Origin of the sequence: Mumia quercus (assembly GCF_025506335.1) — a bacterium.
GTDB lineage: Bacteria > Actinomycetota > Actinomycetes > Propionibacteriales > Nocardioidaceae > Mumia > Mumia quercus.
This window is the reverse complement of the sequence record NZ_JANZYO010000002.1, coordinates 1-15,912: the sequence shown is the minus strand read 5'-3', so window position 1 is coordinate 15,912 and position 15,912 is coordinate 1. Positions and strand designations below refer to the sequence as shown.

The window sequence follows — 15,912 nt, the reverse complement described above, 5'->3', positions numbered from 1 at the left end:
GGGGTCAGACGCGCCGCATGACCGTGGTGACCTTGCCGAGGATCGCGGCGTCGGTCCCGTCGATCGGGTCGTACGCCGGGTTGTGGGGAAGGAGCCAGACCTTGCCGTCCTTGCGCTGGAGGGTCTTGACCGTGGCCTCGCCGTCGAGCAGCGCGGCGACGATCTCGCCGTTCTCGGCGGTGGGCTGCTGGCGGACGACGACGTAGTCGCCGTCGCAGATCGCGGCCTCGACCATCGAGTCACCACGGACCTCGAGCATGAACAGGGTGCCCTCGCCGACGAGCGTACGGGGGAGCGGCATGATCTCCTCGACGCGCTCCTCGGCGAGGATCGGGCCGCCGGCCGCGATCCGTCCGACCATCGGGACGTACGCGGGGGCGGGTCGTGAGTCGCCCGAGCCGGTGTCGTCGAAGCCGAAGTCGGCCGCGTCGCCGATCGAGCGCCGCGCCGCGAGGACGTCGGGCAGGCGGACCTCGATCGCGCGCGGGCGGTTGGGGTCGCGCCTGACGAAGCCGTTGCGCTCGAGGACCTTGAGCTGGTGCGCGACCGAGGAGACGCTGGCGAGACCGACCGCCGCGCCGATCTCGCGCATGCTGGGCGGGTAGCCCTTCTGCTCGATCGACTCGCGGATGATCTCGAGCACGCGTCGCTGGCGGGGAGTCAGTCCGCTAGCGTCCGGTGGGCCGTCGGGGAGCTCGGAAACCTCGGCTTTGGTCATGTACCGACCCTAGTGCTGCGCGACGACACGATCAAACATATGTTCGACCGCCGCGTGTCGTCCGCCACTCGAAAGTTTGTTCGAGTGGCTGCTTCACATCTGTCAGTCCGTGTGGTTATGTTCGTACGCATGTTCGATCGAACGCGTGTTCGGCTCCGGCTCCGGATCCACCAGCTGGTCAGCCGCCTCGCCGCCGTCGGACAGGCCGTACCAGTCCGAGACCAGGAGGACACGATGACCACCGTCCCGAGCACCTGCGACCGCACTGTCGTCACTCTCGACACGCCGCTGACCCGAGCGGTGGCGCGGCACCCCGCAGGCAAGGGGCGCGTGTCGGCCGCACCGACCCCGCCGCGCCCGGCGCCGCGCACGCCCACCCCGCGCAAGCCGTCGTACCGCCTGACGCGACGCGGTCGCTTCGTGGTCTTCCTTGCGGCCATGCTCGCCTTCGGCGGCCTCACCGTCGGCCTCGGCACGCAGGTGATCGCCACGTCCGAGGCGGGCGAGCCCGTGCCGAGCCGTGCCGTCACTCTTCAGCAGGGCGAGACCTTGTGGGACGTCGCCGCCGCGGCGAACCCCGGCGGTGACATCCGTGAGACCGTCCACGAGATCACGCAGCTCAACGCGCTGTCCGACCCCGGCACGATCCAGGCGGGGACGACGCTCTACGTCCCGCTCTACTGAGCGGTGACGAGCCCGCGGAGCCAGCGACCCACCTCGCGCATATCGTCGAGGACGCCGTCGCGCGGGTCGTACGCCGGCTCCCACGACGCCAGCACCGCGTACGCGAGGGTGCGGCGCGGTCCGGACACCACACCGACGTCGCCGCGAACCGTCTCGGTGGTGCCGGTCTTGTTCCAGAGGACGAGGCCCCGGTCCGGATCGGCGTGGGCGAGCGGGTCGAGGCCGAAGGATCCGCCAACCATCGACAGGTCGGTGTTGAGCGACAGCCATCCGCTGACCGTCTCGCTCACGGCCGGCGACAGGATCTCGCGGCGGTGGAGACGTGCGCAGAACCGCGCGAGGTCCTCGGCACACCCGACCGACAGCGCCGGCGCGTGCTCAGGCCCGCGGTCGTCGCGGACCCGGTCGAGGAGCCTGCTGCGCGCCATGTCGATCCGCGTGGCGGTCGCGGTCACGGCGTCGAGCCCGAGCCGCCGCAGCAGCACGTTGGTCGCGAGGTTGTCGCTCACGGCGCCGATGAGCGCGCAGGCGTCGACGACGGGGAGCCTGTCTGTCTGCAGGACGTGCCAGAGGCCGGAGTCGGCGACCGCGTCCTCGTCCGTCCGCACGAGCAGCTCGGCCGGGTCGAGCGTCCCGGCCGCGAGGCGGTGGGCGGCCTCGACCAGGAGCACCAGCTTGCCGATGCTCGCGGTGGGGAGCACGACGTCGGCTCCGTACGAGGCGAGGACGAGGTCGTCGTCGGCGTCGCGCACCTGGACCGACCACTGCACGTCCGGGGCCAGGGCCGGGAACGCCGACTCGCTCACGCGTCCGACTCCGCGCGATCCGCGTGCCCGAGCGTACGGTCGGGGTCGACGCGGTCACGGACGCGGCGCTTGAGCGCGGCGGCGTCCGGGAAACCGCCGTCCTCTTTCCGGTCCCAGGCGAGGACGTCGTCGACGCGCACCCGGAAGACGCCCCCGGTGCCGGGGACGAGCGCGACCTCGCCGAGCTCGGTGCCGAAGGTGCTCAGCAGCTCCTGCGCCATCCAGCCGGCGCGGAGCAGCCACTGGCATTGGGTGCAGTAGGTGATCTCGACCCGCGGCCGCCGGTCGTCGGTCATCCGAAGGCCTTGCGGAGCGAGGCGAGGAACGCGTCGACATCCTCGTCGGTCGTGTCCCACGAGCACATCCAGCGGGACTCGACGAGGTCGGGGTGCGCCGTCGGACGCCAGTCGTAGAACGGGTGCTCCGCGCGTACGGCATCGGCGACGGCGCGGGGGAGCGTAGGGAAGACCACGTTGGCCTGCGTCGGGTAGGCGATGTGCAACAGCGGCGCGCCGGAGTCGTGCGTCCTGCCGTCGCGGGCAAGCTCCGCGGCGAGCGCGTCGACGCCCTCGCGCAGGCGGGTTGCGCGGGCGTTGGAGGCCGAGGCGTTCGCGAGCCACAGGTCGCGCTCGGGGTCGAGGAGGGCGACGAGCTGAGCGGAGACGTAACGCATCTTCGATGCCAGCTGCATCGACATCTTGCGAACGTACTCGATCCCGGCGACCGCCTCCGGGTTGAGGACGACCACCGCCTCGCCGAGCACGAGGCCGTTCTTGGTGCCGCCGAACGACAGCACGTCGATCCCGAGGTCGGTGGTGAGCGCGCGGAGGGGGAGGCGGAGGTGCGCGGCGGCGTTGGCCAGCCGGGAGCCGTCCATGTGGACGCGCATCCCATACGCGTGCGCGGTGTCGACGAGTCCGCGGACCTCGTCGACGGAGTAGACGGTGCCGAGCTCCGTCGACTGGGTCAACGAGACGGCCAACGGCTGCGGACGGTGCGGGTCGCCGAGGTTGAGCACGTACGGTCCGAACGACTCCGGGTGCATCTTGCCGTCCGGGGCGTCGACCGTGAGGAGCTTGATGCCGGCGACGCGCTCGGGGGCGCCGTTCTCGTCGGTGTGCAGGTGGGCGACGTCGGTGACGATCGCCGAACCCCAGCGGGGGAGTGCGGCCGCCAGCGAGACGACGTTGGCGCCGGTGCCGTTGAAGACCGGGTACGCGACGGCGTGGTCGCCGAAGTGGTGCCGTACGACCTCCGCGAGGTGCTCGGTCCAGCGGTCCTCTCCGTACGAGACCGCGTGCCCCTCGTTGGCGGCGACCAGCGCCTCGAGGACCGCGGGATGGGCGGGGGCGTAGTTGTCAGATGCGAACGCTGCCACGTCCGTCAGCCTATGCGCCCCGCCCGTCCCCGATCGGACCGCGTCAGGAGTCGGCGAGGATCTTGTCCAGGCGGACGTACCCCTCCTCCATGCCGCCCTCCATGCCGGACTCGACCATGCCGTCGCGGTCCTCGACCGACATGAACGCGGAGACGATGTCGATGCGGGTCGACCCGCCGCCGAGGTCGGTGAACCGCAGGGTCTCCAGCGACACGTGGCCCGGGACGCCGTCGAACTCGAACGTCCGGGTGATGCCGTTCTCGACGGACGGCTCGCCGTGGTAGACGCCGCGGAAGCCGTACTCGGTCCCGTCGGTGTCCTTCTGGACCCACCGCCACCGGCCGCCGTCGCGCACCTCGTTGATCTCGATCTCGGTCGTGAGGCGGTCGGGGCCGAGCCACTGCCTCTGCAGCTCGTCGTCGATCATGGCGTGGTAAAGCCGCTCGGGTGTGGTCGCAAACGACCGGCTGATTTCGATCGTGCTCGTGCCCGGTGTTGCGGTGACTTCGAGGTCGGACATGGTTCCCCCTTGGGGTGTCGGTGACCGGTCAGGTGCCGGCGGGCGGGTCGTCGGCCTCGGCGAGGATCGCGTCGAGCCGGGCGAAGCTGTCCTCCCAGTACGCCCGATAGTCCGCGAGCCAGTCCGTGGCCTCCCTCAGCGGTCCCGCCTCAAGGTGGCTGAGCCGCATGGTCCCCTGCTGTGCGCGCGAGACGAGCCCGGCGCGCTCCAGGACCTTGAGGTGACGCGACACCGCGGGCTGCGACATCGCGAACATGGCCGTGAGCTCGTTGACGCTGGCGTCGCCCCGCGCCAGGCGGGCCAGGATGGCGCGTCGCGTGGGATCCGCGAGTGCCCCGAACACCGCGTCGAGCTCGTCGTCCGTCATTATCCATAACCGATCTGTTGTATAACTGGATGGTTTTAGAATGCGCTCGCTGGCGCGGCCTGTCAACCCCTCCGCGAAATCATGACCTCCGAGGTCATCGACTCCGTGCCGACGCTCGCGGGAGGCTTGCGGGACAGGACAAGCCGCCCCACACGAAGGAGCACGCAGATGACCGCCTACGCCATCGCCGACATGCGCGAGGTCTCGATGGGACCCGAGATCGTGACCTACCTCGAGCGGATCGACGAGACGCTCGCCCCGTACGGAGGGAAGTTCATCGTCCACGGCGGCAAGGTGACCGAGGTCGAGGGCTCCTGGTCGTCGACGATCATCATCATCAAGTTCCCGGACCGGGAGCAGGTGAAGGCGTGGTACGAGTCGCCCGCCTACCAGGCGATCCTTCCGCTGCGTACCGAGAACTCCGTGTCGAACGTGATCGTCGTCGACGGTGTCGACGAGGACCACCGCGCGACAGACGTCCTCAATGTGACAACCCCGTGAGGGCAAAGCGACACCCCTGGTGACCCCTTCTCCTTCACCGTGAGGGGGCGAAGGGAGAACTGCCATGAACCGAACCGTCCGCACGTCCGCCGTACTGTCCGCCGTCGCGCTCGTCGCCGCGGCGATGGTCGTCGCCGGCCCGAGCGCAGCCGCCGACACCGTCAACGTCCTGCCCGAGCGCGAGATCACCGGCGCGACCACCACCCCGTTCGGCGTGACGAAGTCCGCGGGGCGCACGTATGTCTCGAACTACGTCCAGAACAACGTGGTCGTGTACGCCGCAGGGGCCAACGGCGCCGCTGCACCGCTGCGCACCATGACCTCCGGTCTCGACGGCCCGCGTGGCGTTGCCGTCGACGACCTGGGCTTCACCTATGTCGCGAACAACAACGGGCTGGTCTCGGTATTCGCCCCAGACGCCGACACCGGCGACGCTCCGGTCAAGACCTTCGGGACCGGCACCGGTGCGGCGCTCGGCCTCGACATCGGCCCGACCGGCAGCATCTTCGTGCGCAAGTCGACGACGGTCAACGTCTACTCGCCGGCGGCGGTGGGCAACCCCGCGACGACGACACGCCAGATCACGGGTCTTGGAGGTGGTAGTGGGGTCCATGTCACTCCCGACGGGACGACCTGGGTGGACTCGGCGGCTGCCCTGCACGCTTTCGCGCCGAGTGCGGCCGGAGCGGCGACGCCGCTGCGGACGATCACCGGGGCGGCGACCGAGCTGACCAGCGGGATCGTCGGCATCGGGACGGACAGCGCGGGGCGGGTCTACGCGTCGAACTTCCACGCGTTCAGCACGGTCCTCGCGTTCGCTCCCGGCGCGCGAGGGAACGTCGCTCCGCTCAAGGTCCTCGGTGGGCCGGCGACCCGGCTCAACTACCCGGCTCACCTCGACGTCGCCGGGAACGGGCGCCTGGTGGTCGCGAACTACTCCGGGAAGTCGGTCCTGGAGTTCGGGCCGCTCTTCCCGGCGGCGCCGCCGAAGGTCGTGACAGTGCCCGGCAAGCCGCGGGCCCTGAAGGTCGCGGGCAAGCGGGGTGCCAAGACACGCAAGGTGTCGTGGCGGGCGCCGTCGAGCAATGGCGGAGCGAGGATCACCGGATACCGGCTGGTGGTGAAGAAGGGCAACAAGGTCCTCTTGCGGAAGAACGTCGGCGCAAGCAAGCGGTCGTTCACGCTCAAGCGCGCGAAGCTGCGCGACGGCAGGGTCACCGTCTTCGTCAAGGCCAAGAACGCCAAGGGGTACGGCAAGAACGCCACGAAGCCGTTCCACGTCCGCAAGTAGCGCAAAGAGGATGGGGTGTGGCCTCCTTCGTGTCCACTGTGGTCACGAAGGAGGCACACCATGAACCACACCATCCGCGTGCCCGTCGCTCTTGCCGGCACCGCGCTCATCGCAGGATCTCTCGTGGCCGTGGGGCCCAGCGCGACCGCCGACGACGTCAACATCCACGTCGCTCCGATCCGTACGATCAAGGGGCCCACCAACACGGGACTCGCCGGGCCGGTGGATTTGGATGTCCGTGACGGCAAGATCTTCGTCAGCAACGCCGATGACCGCTCGCTCAGTGTGTTCGCCGCCGGCGCCAACGGCGACGTACGGCCGCTGAGGAGGATCTCGGGCGCGGCGTCGCTCATCACCAACCCCCATGACGTCTCGGTGGACAGCGCGGGCTTCACCTGGGTCGCAGACCTCGACCGTGTGTTCGCCTTCGCCCCGACGGCCGACGGCAACGTCGCTCCGGATGCGGTATTTGATCCCGGCATCAATCCGTACGGCATTGCCGTCGACAGGAGCAACAAGGTCAATGTCTCGGACCTCGTCAAGACGATCAGGGTGTTCCCGATCTCGGCGACCGGCACGCCTGCCGCCGAGCGTACGATCACAAGCTCCCACCTGACCAACGCACGCGGCCTGGCGGTCGATGGGGCGAATCGGCTGTGGGTGGCCAACGGCCTCGGTGCCTCCGTCGTCGCGTTCGCGCCCGGGGCCATCGGCGACGCGGAACCCGTGCGCGTGATCAAGGGACCTCGGACGCAGATCCAGTTCGCGACCGACGTCGCCCTCGACGCGGCTGGGCGTGTGTACGTCGTGGACCACCATGCGAAAAACGTCAAGGTCTTCGCCGCCACCGCGAACGGCGACGTTGCGCCGATCAAGGTGCTCGGCGGGCCGGCGGCAGCGCTGACCATGGCGGCGGGAGCGGCGGTTGCGCGGGAAGGGACGCTGGTCGTGGCTGATTACGGAGGGGACGACATCTCGTCGTTCGCGCCGCTCTTCGCGCCGGTGACGACGAAGCCCGTGCCGAAGCCCGCGGTGAAGGTCCCGGGCAAGCCGCGGGCCCTGAAGGTCGCGGGCAAGCGGGGTGCCAAGACACGCAAGGTGTCGTGGCGGGCGCCGTCCAGCAACGGGGGAGCCAGGATCACCGGATACCGGCTGGTGGTGAAGAGGGGCAACAAGACGCTGGTCAAGCGGACCTTCGGCGCGTCGAGGCGGTCGTTCACGCTCAAGCGCGCGAAGCTGCGCAGCGGCAGGGTCACCGTCTTCGTCAAGGCCAAGAACGCCAAGGGTTACGGCAAGAACGCCACGAAGTCGTTCCGCGTCCGTAAATAGGACAAAGTAGACATAGCGTGACCCTCTTCGTGCCCACTGTGGACGGCGAAGGGGGAAAACCATGAACCACACCATCCGCGTGACCGGCGCCCTTGCCGGCACCGCACTCATCGCAGGAACGCTGGCAGCTCTCGGTCCCAGCGCCTCCGCCGACGACGTCAGCGTCGCACCCGTCCGTACGATCAAGGGCCCGACCAACACCGGGCTCAACCAGCCGCTCGGCATGTACGTCCGCGACGGCAAGATCCATGTCAGCAACTTCGGTGGCGGGTCGGTGAGCGTGTTCGCCGCCAACGCCAACGGCGACGTACCGCCGCAGCGGAGCATCTCCGGCGCGGCCTCGCTGATCGTCTCTCCACGTCATGTGGCGGCTGACAGCGCGGGCTTCACCTGGGTCGCCAACTCGACGGGGACGGCAGCCAACCGCGTGCTCGCCTTCGGCCCGACGGCCGATGGCCCGGTCGCTCCGGACGCGAAGTTCGACCCCGGCTTCGTGCCGTTCGGCATCACGATCGACAAGAGCAACAAGGTCAACGTCTCGAACGGCACCACCACGATCAAGGTGTTCCCGCTGTCGGCGACGGGCACGCCTGCCGCTGAGCGTACGATCACGAGCTCGCGCCTCACCAACGCGCGCGGCCTCGCGGTCGATGCGGGGAACCGCCTCTGGGTCGCCAACGGCTCCGGCGACTCGGTCGTCGCGTTCTCGCCGGGAGCCACCGGCGACCCGACGCCCGCGCGCCTGATCAAGGGGGCACAGACGCAGATCCAGTTCGCGAGCGATGTCGACGTCGACGCGTCCGGGCGTGTGTACGTCGTCGACGAGGTGGCGAAGGACGTGAAGGTCTTCGCGGCCAACGCGAACGGTGACGTCGCGCCGATCAAGGTGCTCGGTGGCCCTGCGGCAGCCCTGACGCTGCCCGCCGGTATCTCGGTCACGCCGAACGGGACGCTCGTCGTCGCCGACTACGGCGGCAACGACATCTCCTCGTTCGCGCCGCTGTTCGCTCCGCCGAAGCCTGCCGTGAAGGTCCCGGGCAAGCCGCGGGCCGTCAAGGTGTCCGGCAAGGCACGTGCCAAGACGCGGCGGGTCTCGTGGAGGCCGCCGGCCAACAACGGAGGCGCCAGGATCACCGGTTACCGGCTGGTGGTCAAGAAGGGCAACCGGGTCCTGCTCAGGAAGAACCTCGGCGCGAGCAAGCGGTCGTACAAGATCAAGCGCGCCAAGCTGCGCAACGGCAAGAACACGGTCTACCTCAAGGCGAAGAACAAGAAGGGCTTCGGCAAGAACGCGAAGAAGTCGTTCCGCGTCCGCAAGTAGGTCGTGAACAACGCCGGTGCAATGCCGGCGCCCTGTGGGCCCTCCTCGGTGGATCGTGACTCGTGCACGCTCACCCGAGGAGGGCCTCATGCGTCTCGCCCCGTCCCGCCCCACACGCACCCGCGCGCTCGGCACCGTCACCGCGCTCGGACTGGCCGCCGCCGTGCTGGCCGCGCCACCGTCGGCAACCGCGGCGCCCGCCGTTCATGACGTCACCCCGCTGCGCACGGTCACCGGCGTCGCGTCACCGCAAGGCGTGGCTGTCTCGGCAGCAGGGGAGACTTACGTGACCACGGCGGGGTTCGCGTACGCGGTGTTCGCGAAGGGGGCACAGGGTGAGGCGACACCGATCCGGCGCGTGACCGGCTTCCCGTCCGGCCCGTTCGGGATCGCGCTCGACGGCAGCACGCGCGCGTACGTGAGCACGTTCGCGAGCGGGGCGCGGGTCTTCGCGGCCGGCGCCGACGGTGGCGCCGTGCCCGTACGGACCCTTGCGCTGAAGGGTGAGGGCGTCGGGATCGCGGTCTCGCCGGACGGCACCGCGTACGTGGGGGACCGCGAGCACACGATCGAGCGGTTCGCGCCCGGCGACGAGATCGTCGACGGGACGCTCACCATGGCCGGCGGGTCGGGCCTGCGAGGCCTCGAGGTCGACAGGACCGGTCGCCTCTGGGCGGCCGCCGCGGCGGCGCGCGAGGTCCGGATGGTGCAGGACCCCGCAGGCGCCGGGACCGTGACCCGCCGGATCGCGGGCGCGCGTACGGGGCTGCAGCAGCCGACCGACGTGGCGCTCGATGCCGCCGGCCGGGTCTACGTGAGCGACTACACGGGCCACGACGTCAAGGTCTTCGCCCCCGGCGCGTACGGGGACGTCGCGCCGATCGCCGTGCTGCGCGGGCCGCGGACGGGCATCGAGTTCCCGGTGAGCGTCGCGGTCGGGGCGGGCGGCGAGGTCGTGGTGGCGAGCTACGTGCGCGGCACTGTCAGCACGTTCGGCCCCCTGAGCTTGCCCGCGCCGCCGAAGCCGAAGCCGACGGTGAAGGTCCCGGGCAAGCCGCGCGCCCTGAAGGTCTCCGGGAAGCGGGCCGCGAAGTCGCGGAAGGTCTCGTGGAAGGCGCCGTCGAGCAACGGAGGCGCACGGATCACCGGCTACCGGCTCGTCGTCAAGAAGGGCGGCAAGACGCTGCTGCGCCGCGATCTCGGGGCGACCAGGCGGTCGTACACGCTCAAGCGCGCCAAGCTTCGCAATGGCAAGCTCACCGTCTTCGTGAGGGCCAAGAACGCCAAGGGCTACGGCCCGTCCGCGAAGAAGGCGTTCCGCGTGCGGAAGTAGCGGGCCTTTTGAGGCCTGTCGAAAGGTGTTGATCGGCTCGGAGCATGCGGCTGAGACTCCCTGGATTCGACATCCGAACTCAGGGGGAACCGTGATGAAGCGTCAGACCAGCGGCCTGGTCGCCGTAGCCGCACTCACAGGTGGGCTGCTCGTCAGCAGCCCCGCCGAGGCCGCACCGACCGACCCAGTCGACGTGCGACCGGAACGCACGATCAAGGGCGCGAAGGCTGGCGCCAAGGACTTCCGCGCGGTCCACCTGTCGACCTCCGGGCGGACGTACGTCACGGACTTCGCCCGCAACCGCATCGTCGTTTACGGTGCGAAGGCCCGCGGAAACGCGCGGCCGCTCTACCGGATCGCAGGCAAGCGCACGCGCCTGTTCCAGCCACGCAGCATTGCACGTGACAGTGATGGCCGTCTGTACGTCGCCAACGGCAACAAACGGGTTCTCGTCTTCGGCAAGCGGGCGCGGGGCAACGTCCGGCCGATCCGTGTCCTGCGCACCGGGGCGTACATCGGCTCGGTGTCGATGACGCCCCACAAGCGCATGCTGGTCGTGGGATGGGGTTTCCTCAGGATCTACCGGCGCTCGGCAGCGGGCGACGCCCAGCCGTTGCGGGAGATCGCCGGTCCGAAGACGGAGCTGGTCGGCAGGATCGATGCCAAGATGAACGTCGACCGCCGGATTTGGGCGACCTTCGGCGAAGGCGAGTTCATCACGGTGTTCGCACCGGGCGCTAAGGGTGATGTCGCGCCGGAGCGGAAGATCACCGGCGAGTGGCCGAGTCTGTGGGAGCCGGAGGTGCTGGACTTCGACCGCGCCGGCCGCGCGTACGTCAGCCTCCACTGGGGCCACGTCTACGTCCTGCCCCGTACCGCGTCAGGCGAGACAACGCCACTGCGCGTCGTCAGCAACGCGCGACACGGATCGATCAACGGGCTCTCGGTCAGCCGCACGGGCAAGGTCGCCGTCTCGGCGTACAAGAACCGGATCGTCATTTATCCCCGGCTGATCCGATAGGCCACGGCAATGCTTCTGCGGCGCAGCATGTTGACCCCTAGGCTCACGTGTCGTGGACGACCAGAGGGCACCACGTCGGGACCGGTACGGGATCCTGCTGATCCTGCTGGCCGTCGTGGTGCTCTTGGTCCCGGTGGACAACCCGTGGCTGCGGCCGCTCGTCGCGGCGCTCCTGGGCGCGGCGCTGCTCTTCGCCCAGCGCACGTCGGGCGCCCGGCGCCCGGTGGTCCTTGCCTCGAGCGTCCTGGTGGTGCTGGGGATCGTCGCGAGTGCGGTCGCCCAGGTGGCGCAGGATCGCGCGGCGACCATGGCGTACTCGGCGATCGTGGTCGTGCTGTGCCTGGCGACGATCGCGACGATCGGTGCGCACCTCGTCCGCGACCCGTCGCTCGACGTGCACATCGTGCTCGGTGTCATCGTCGTCTACCTGCTCTTGGGGTACGCGTTCTCGGGGCTGTATGCCTTCATGGGCGCCTGGGACGGCGTCTTCTTCGCACAGACGCCCGACGTCCACGACGGCGTCGACTACTTCTACTTCAGCTTCGTCACCATCACGACGACCGGCTTCGGGGATCTGACCCCCGCGACCGACACGGGCAAGATGCTCGCCGCGTTCGAGGCGCTGATCGGCCAGGTCTACCTGGTGACCGTCGTCGCTCTTGCGGTCTCGGGCGTGACCAAGCGCCGTCGCGACGCCTGACCAGGGCTCCTCTGGGCCGATGAGCACGCACCACTCAACGGCCCCTCCGCATCGCAGCGGATCCACACAGACTGGAACACACTCATGAGCAGACGACGAATGCTGGCCGCGACGACCGCGGTCGCCACCGCCGGCGACCGGGCGAAGGTCGGCAGCCCTGCGGGGCTCGCGGTCGGGCCGGACGGCACGACGTACGTGCTGCGGGCGACGGACCCGCCGACCATCCGTGTCTTCGGGCCCGGTGCACGCGGGAACGCCCGGCCGGTGCGGGTGCAGAAGCCCACCGTGTACGTCGATGTCCTCGATGCGCTTGCGACTGATGCAGCGGGTCGCCTCTACGCCCTGTCAGCGGGGGAGCGGGACGTCGACACCCTCATCAAGGTCTACCCGCACGGCGCGACGTCGCCCAAACCGCTGCGGGCACTGGAGCTCCGAGACGACAAGACCTCGATCGCCTTCTCCCCGTCCGGAGAGATCGCGACCACCCTCGGTGGTGATTACAGGGTCCAGGTCTACTCGCGGACTGCCCGCGGCCGTGCGACGCCCGCCCGGGTGATCGACGTGCCGGCGGAGGCGTCCGAGGGTTCGCTCGAGCTGGCCCTCAGCGGCGACGGCCGCCTCTGGGTGGCAGGAGCGTCGCCCCACACGCTGCTGTCGTACGCGCCCGGGGCGCGAGGGAGCGCGACTCCCGACCGTCGCGTCACCGGTCCTCGGACCGGGCTCGGTGAGCGTGTCGAGCTCGACGTCGATGCGGCCGGGCGGGTCTACGTCAGCCAGTACTCGGGTGGTGGCTCGCGGATGAGCGTGTTCGCGCCGTCGGCGAACGGCAACGTGGCGCCGCTGCGTACGCTCACCATCCCCCCGAGGACGCGGCCGGAGTATCAGCGCGGCGAGGACGTGGGTCCCCGTGGCGACATCGTCGTCCCTGTGGGCGCCAACGCGGTCCGGATCTACCGGACGATGTTCCCGACACGTGCCTCGAAGGTGCGGGCGGTGCGCGTCACCGGCAAGGCCGCTGCGGCGCGCCGCACCGTCCGGTGGAAGAAGCCGTCGTACGACGGCGGTCGCGACGTGCGCCGGTACGGGATCGTGATTCGCAAGGGCTCGAAGGTACTGAAGGTGAAGAAGCTGGGGCCTCGTCAGCGGTCCTACACCGTGAAGCGCTCGGCGTTGCGGCGCGGGAAGCTCACGGTCACGGTGCGCGCGAAGACAGCGATGGGCTGGAGCCCGAAGGTCGTGCGCTCGTTCAGGGTGCGATAGGGGGAATGAGGAGGACGAAACGATCGATCGCCGCAGCGGGGAGCATCGTGCTCGTCGCCGGCGGTGTGACGATGGCAGGTGCCGGGGTCGCGAGCGCGACCGTCCGCGCGAAGAACATCACGGCTGGAGCCCGAAGGTGGTCAAGAAGTTCCGCGTCCGGTGACCCCCGGACGTCGATAGCGTCCCGGCATGGCACAGATGACGCGGATCGTCGCGCCACTCGCGGGTGCGGCACTGGTCGTGGGCGGTCTCGCCACGGTCGGTGCCGCGCCGGCGGCGGCGGACACGGTGACCTACCCGCACGAGCGGACGCTGCCGGACTATCACGGCGACGGCAACGCGGCCGAAGCGCTCGAGATCGCTGACGACGGGACGGCGTACGTCCTGAACAGGTTCGGTGAGCAGCTGCGGGTGTTCGGGCCACGGGCCGACGGAAGGAAGACCAAGCCTGTCCGCGAGGTGAGAGGGGTCTTTGCGGGAGCCACCGACGTGTCGGTGGACGGCAAGGGACTCGTCTACGTCCTCGAGCCGAAGGGCCCGACTCCAGGCACCTCGAGGGTCACCGTGCTCCCGCCGCGAGGGAAGGGGAATCCCCTCAGGAGGCTGGTAGTCCCTGGGACGTGGACAGCGCTCGGCGTGGGACCTGCCGGGCACATCGCTCTGGCGGGCACCTCGGCCCTGCGTGTCTATCCGCCGGGAGCCTCGGGCACCGCGGAGCCATCGCAGGTGATCACCGGGGCGGCCACGCGTCTGCCCACCAAGATCCGTGACGTCGGGTTCGGCGGCGACGGTCGGGTCTGGGCGGGGATCGACAAGCGTCTCGTCGCGTTCGCGCGTGGCGCAGACGGCAACACACCACCGGTCGGCACGATCGCCGGAGTACGGACTCGGCTCAACGATGACATCGTGCGCCCGCAGATCGACCTCGACGGTCGGGGCCGGGTCTACGTCATCGACGCGTATGGGGACATCGCCGCGTTCGCGCCGAACGTCTACGGGGACGTGGCGCCGGTCCGCAAGCTCGCGTATCCGGACTGGGGTTTTTCGGAGCCGGTCGCCGTCAACGCCCGCGGCGACCTGATCGTCGGGGCGCCTGATGAGGGTCCGCCGCGACTGCAGATCTATCGGACGTTGTTCCCGAGGCGGCCGTCGGTGGTGCGGTCGGTGCGGGTGTCGGGCAAGGCTGGGGCGAAGAAGCGGACGGTGCGGTGGAAGAAGCCTGCTGATGATGGTGGGCGTGCGGTGCGGTCGTACCGGGTGGTGATCCGTAAGGGTTCGAAGGTGCTCAAGAAGGTGACGTTGAAGCCGGGTCGGCGGTCGTACACGGTGAAGCGGTCGTCGTTGCGGCGGGGGAAGCTCACGGTGACGGTGCGGGCGAAGACGGCGAAGGGCTGGAGCCCGAAGGCCACCAAGAAGTTCCGGGTGCGATGACCATGAGCCACCTCGAAAGGAGCGCAGGAATGCGCATCAGAAGCACCGTAGCGTTGACCGCAGCGGCCGTGATGGCTGCCGGAGGGCTCGTCCTGGCCGGCTCAGGAGCCGCGTCCGCGGACACCGTGGGCTACACACCCGATCGCACGCTTGCTGACGACGAGTTCGCTCCGTCGCTGGCCCTGGAGATCGCGGACGACGGGACGGTGTACGCGCTGCGGCACGGCGGGTGGCGGATCGATGTCTTCGGGCCCCGCGCCGACGGCAAGAAGGCGAAGCCGGTCCGTAAGCTCCGCTATCCGACGACCGAGGCGGCGACCGACATCGCGCTGGACGGTGGAGGGCGCCTGTACATCCTCGATCCGCACGGGCCAACGACGGGTACCTCGAAGGTCACCGTCCTTCGGCCTGGCGGGAAGGGAGCGGCGCTGCGGACGCTCGTCGTCCCTGGCGAGTGGACCCGCCTCGGAGTGAGCGTGGCCGGCCACGTCGCCGTCGCGGGGGAGTCCGCGGTGCGTGTGTACGCGCCTGGCGCGGCGGGCAGCGCGACGCCGTCCCAGGTCCTCGCAGGGGCGGGTGCGCATCTCCCCGTGGAGGCCCGTGACGTGGCCTTCACGAGCGACGGGCGCCTCTGGGTAGCCGACGAGGCGAGGCTGCTCGTGTACGCGCGGGGAGCCACGGGTGCGACGGCACCTGCGGCGATGGTCGCGGGATCGCGTACGGGACTGAGCTGGATCGACAACCTCGACGTCGACTCCAAGAATCGCGTGTACGTCGGAGACGAGCACGTCGACGCGATCAAGGCCTTCTCGTCGACCTCGTACGGCAACGTCGCGCCGATCCGCACACTGAGCTATGACAGCGCGTACCCCGTCTCGTGGGCACTCCTCGCGGTGAACGCCCGCGGCGACATGGTCACGAAGCGGACCGAGACGACCGTCGGGATCTATCGGACGTTGTTCCCGAGGCGGCCGTCGGTGGTGCGGTCGGTGCGGGTGTCGGGGAAGGCTGGGGCGAAGAAGCGGACGGTGCGGTGGAAGAAGCCTGCTGATGATGGTGGGCGTGCGGTGCGGTCGTACCGGGTGGTGATCCGTAAGGGTTCGAAGGTGCTCAAGAAGGTGACGTTGAAGCCGGGTCGGCGGTCGTACACGGTGAAGCGGTCGTCGTTGCGGCGGGGGAAGCTCACGGTGACGGTGCGGGCGAAGACGGCGAAGGGCTGGAGCCCGAAGGCCACCAAGAAGTTCCGGGTGCG

The 15,912-nt window shown here is 69.7% G+C and carries 17 protein-coding genes; 11 read left to right on the top strand and 6 right to left on the bottom strand.

The genetic code is table 11. From position 1 onward, the window contains the following. Window positions 1–4 precede the first annotated feature (4 nt). The gene (gene lexA, locus NYZ95_RS03445) at window positions 5–718 is read right to left on the bottom strand and encodes a transcriptional repressor LexA (RefSeq protein ID WP_262848733.1); all 714 of its coding nucleotides are present in this window, start codon (window positions 716–718) and stop codon (window positions 5–7) included. Window positions 719–847: 129 nt separating this feature from the next. On the opposite strand from lexA, the gene NYZ95_RS03440 reads away from it, so the two are divergent. After that, window positions 848–1,402, top strand: a complete 555-nt coding sequence (locus NYZ95_RS03440; protein WP_262848731.1) for a LysM peptidoglycan-binding domain-containing protein — start codon at window positions 848–850, stop codon at window positions 1,400–1,402. Here NYZ95_RS03440 and NYZ95_RS03435 read toward each other — a convergent pair. The 5 genes from NYZ95_RS03435 to NYZ95_RS03415 are packed head-to-tail and all read right to left on the bottom strand — an operon-like array spanning window position 1,396 to window position 4,473. Further along, window positions 1,396–2,208, bottom strand: a complete 813-nt coding sequence (locus NYZ95_RS03435) for a serine hydrolase (protein ID WP_262848729.1) — start codon at window positions 2,206–2,208, stop codon at window positions 1,396–1,398. The genes NYZ95_RS03440 and NYZ95_RS03435 overlap by 7 nt on opposite strands. After that, window positions 2,205–2,504 (bottom strand): Rdx family protein, encoded by a 300-nt coding sequence (locus NYZ95_RS03430; protein WP_262848727.1) that lies wholly within the window; start codon window positions 2,502–2,504, stop codon window positions 2,205–2,207. The genes NYZ95_RS03435 and NYZ95_RS03430 overlap by 4 nt, the downstream gene beginning before the upstream one ends. Further along, window positions 2,501–3,586, bottom strand: a complete 1,086-nt coding sequence (locus NYZ95_RS03425) for a threonine aldolase family protein (protein WP_262848725.1) — start codon at window positions 3,584–3,586, stop codon at window positions 2,501–2,503. Before NYZ95_RS03425 ends, NYZ95_RS03430 begins: the two co-directional genes overlap by 4 nt. A gap of 43 nt (window positions 3,587–3,629) precedes the next feature. Continuing rightward, a complete protein-coding gene (locus NYZ95_RS03420) occupies window positions 3,630–4,106 on the bottom strand; it encodes an SRPBCC domain-containing protein (RefSeq protein ID WP_262848723.1) in 477 nt (158 codons plus the stop codon). 28 nt (window positions 4,107–4,134) lie between these two features. Then, the gene (locus NYZ95_RS03415; RefSeq protein WP_262848721.1) at window positions 4,135–4,473 is read right to left on the bottom strand and encodes an ArsR/SmtB family transcription factor; all 339 of its coding nucleotides are present in this window, start codon (window positions 4,471–4,473) and stop codon (window positions 4,135–4,137) included. 168 nt (window positions 4,474–4,641) lie between these two features. Here NYZ95_RS03415 and NYZ95_RS03410 point away from each other — a divergent pair, with 168 nt between their 5' ends. The 10 genes from NYZ95_RS03410 to NYZ95_RS03365 form a co-directional block, all read left to right on the top strand. Then, window positions 4,642–4,974, top strand: coding sequence for a DUF1330 domain-containing protein (locus NYZ95_RS03410; RefSeq protein WP_262848719.1), 333 nt, complete (start codon window positions 4,642–4,644; stop codon window positions 4,972–4,974). A 64-nt stretch (window positions 4,975–5,038) separates the two neighbouring features. Next, entirely contained in the window at window positions 5,039–6,265 is a 1,227-nt protein-coding gene (locus NYZ95_RS03405; protein ID WP_262848717.1) for a hypothetical protein, read from the top strand. Window positions 6,266–6,325: 60 nt separating this feature from the next. Next, entirely contained in the window at window positions 6,326–7,594 is a 1,269-nt protein-coding gene (locus NYZ95_RS03400) for a hypothetical protein (protein WP_262848716.1), read from the top strand. 61 nt (window positions 7,595–7,655) lie between these two features. Then, on the top strand, window positions 7,656–8,915 hold the full coding sequence (locus NYZ95_RS03395) for a hypothetical protein (protein WP_262848714.1): 1,260 nt from the start codon (window positions 7,656–7,658) through the stop codon (window positions 8,913–8,915). Between the two features lie 88 nt (window positions 8,916–9,003). Then, the gene (locus tag NYZ95_RS03390) at window positions 9,004–10,248 is read left to right on the top strand and encodes a fibronectin type III domain-containing protein (protein ID WP_262848712.1); all 1,245 of its coding nucleotides are present in this window, start codon (window positions 9,004–9,006) and stop codon (window positions 10,246–10,248) included. Between the two features lie 94 nt (window positions 10,249–10,342). After that, on the top strand, window positions 10,343–11,269 hold the full coding sequence (locus NYZ95_RS03385; protein WP_262848710.1) for an NHL repeat-containing protein: 927 nt from the start codon (window positions 10,343–10,345) through the stop codon (window positions 11,267–11,269). 52 nt (window positions 11,270–11,321) lie between these two features. Continuing rightward, a complete protein-coding gene (locus NYZ95_RS20290; RefSeq protein WP_262848708.1) occupies window positions 11,322–11,969 on the top strand; it encodes a potassium channel family protein in 648 nt (215 codons plus the stop codon). Window positions 11,970–12,053: 84 nt separating this feature from the next. Beyond that, window positions 12,054–13,229, top strand: a complete 1,176-nt coding sequence (locus tag NYZ95_RS03375; RefSeq protein ID WP_262848706.1) for a hypothetical protein — start codon at window positions 12,054–12,056, stop codon at window positions 13,227–13,229. Between the two features lie 189 nt (window positions 13,230–13,418). Continuing rightward, complete coding sequence (locus NYZ95_RS03370) at window positions 13,419–14,660, top strand: hypothetical protein (protein WP_262848704.1); 1,242 nt, start codon at window positions 13,419–13,421, stop codon at window positions 14,658–14,660. Between the two features lie 29 nt (window positions 14,661–14,689). After that, a partial coding sequence (locus tag NYZ95_RS03365; RefSeq protein WP_262848702.1) for a hypothetical protein occupies window positions 14,690–15,912 on the top strand: 1,223 nt, incomplete at its 3' end.

Excerpts from the sequence above, each read along its gene's own strand:
- NYZ95_RS03410 (WP_262848719.1), top strand. The coding sequence starts at position 4,642 with ATGACCGCCTACGCCATCGCCGACATGCGCGAGGTCTCGATGGGACCC.
- NYZ95_RS03385 (WP_262848710.1), top strand. The coding sequence starts at position 10,343 with ATGAAGCGTCAGACCAGCGGCCTGGTCGCCGTAGCCGCACTCACAGGT.
- NYZ95_RS03375 (WP_262848706.1), top strand. The coding sequence starts at position 12,054 with ATGAGCAGACGACGAATGCTGGCCGCGACGACCGCGGTCGCCACCGCC.
- NYZ95_RS03440 (WP_262848731.1), top strand. The coding sequence starts at position 848 with ATGTTCGATCGAACGCGTGTTCGGCTCCGGCTCCGGATCCACCAGCTG.
- NYZ95_RS03390 (WP_262848712.1), top strand. The coding sequence starts at position 9,004 with ATGCGTCTCGCCCCGTCCCGCCCCACACGCACCCGCGCGCTCGGCACC.
- NYZ95_RS03370 (WP_262848704.1), top strand. The coding sequence starts at position 13,419 with ATGGCACAGATGACGCGGATCGTCGCGCCACTCGCGGGTGCGGCACTG.
- NYZ95_RS03405 (WP_262848717.1), top strand. The coding sequence starts at position 5,039 with ATGAACCGAACCGTCCGCACGTCCGCCGTACTGTCCGCCGTCGCGCTC.
- lexA (WP_262848733.1), bottom strand. The coding sequence starts at position 718 with ATGACCAAAGCCGAGGTTTCCGAGCTCCCCGACGGCCCACCGGACGCT.
- NYZ95_RS03430 (WP_262848727.1), bottom strand. The coding sequence starts at position 2,504 with ATGACCGACGACCGGCGGCCGCGGGTCGAGATCACCTACTGCACCCAA.
- NYZ95_RS03395 (WP_262848714.1), top strand. The coding sequence starts at position 7,656 with ATGAACCACACCATCCGCGTGACCGGCGCCCTTGCCGGCACCGCACTC.
- NYZ95_RS03415 (WP_262848721.1), bottom strand. The coding sequence starts at position 4,473 with ATGACGGACGACGAGCTCGACGCGGTGTTCGGGGCACTCGCGGATCCC.
- NYZ95_RS03400 (WP_262848716.1), top strand. The coding sequence starts at position 6,326 with ATGAACCACACCATCCGCGTGCCCGTCGCTCTTGCCGGCACCGCGCTC.
- NYZ95_RS03420 (WP_262848723.1), bottom strand. The coding sequence starts at position 4,106 with ATGTCCGACCTCGAAGTCACCGCAACACCGGGCACGAGCACGATCGAA.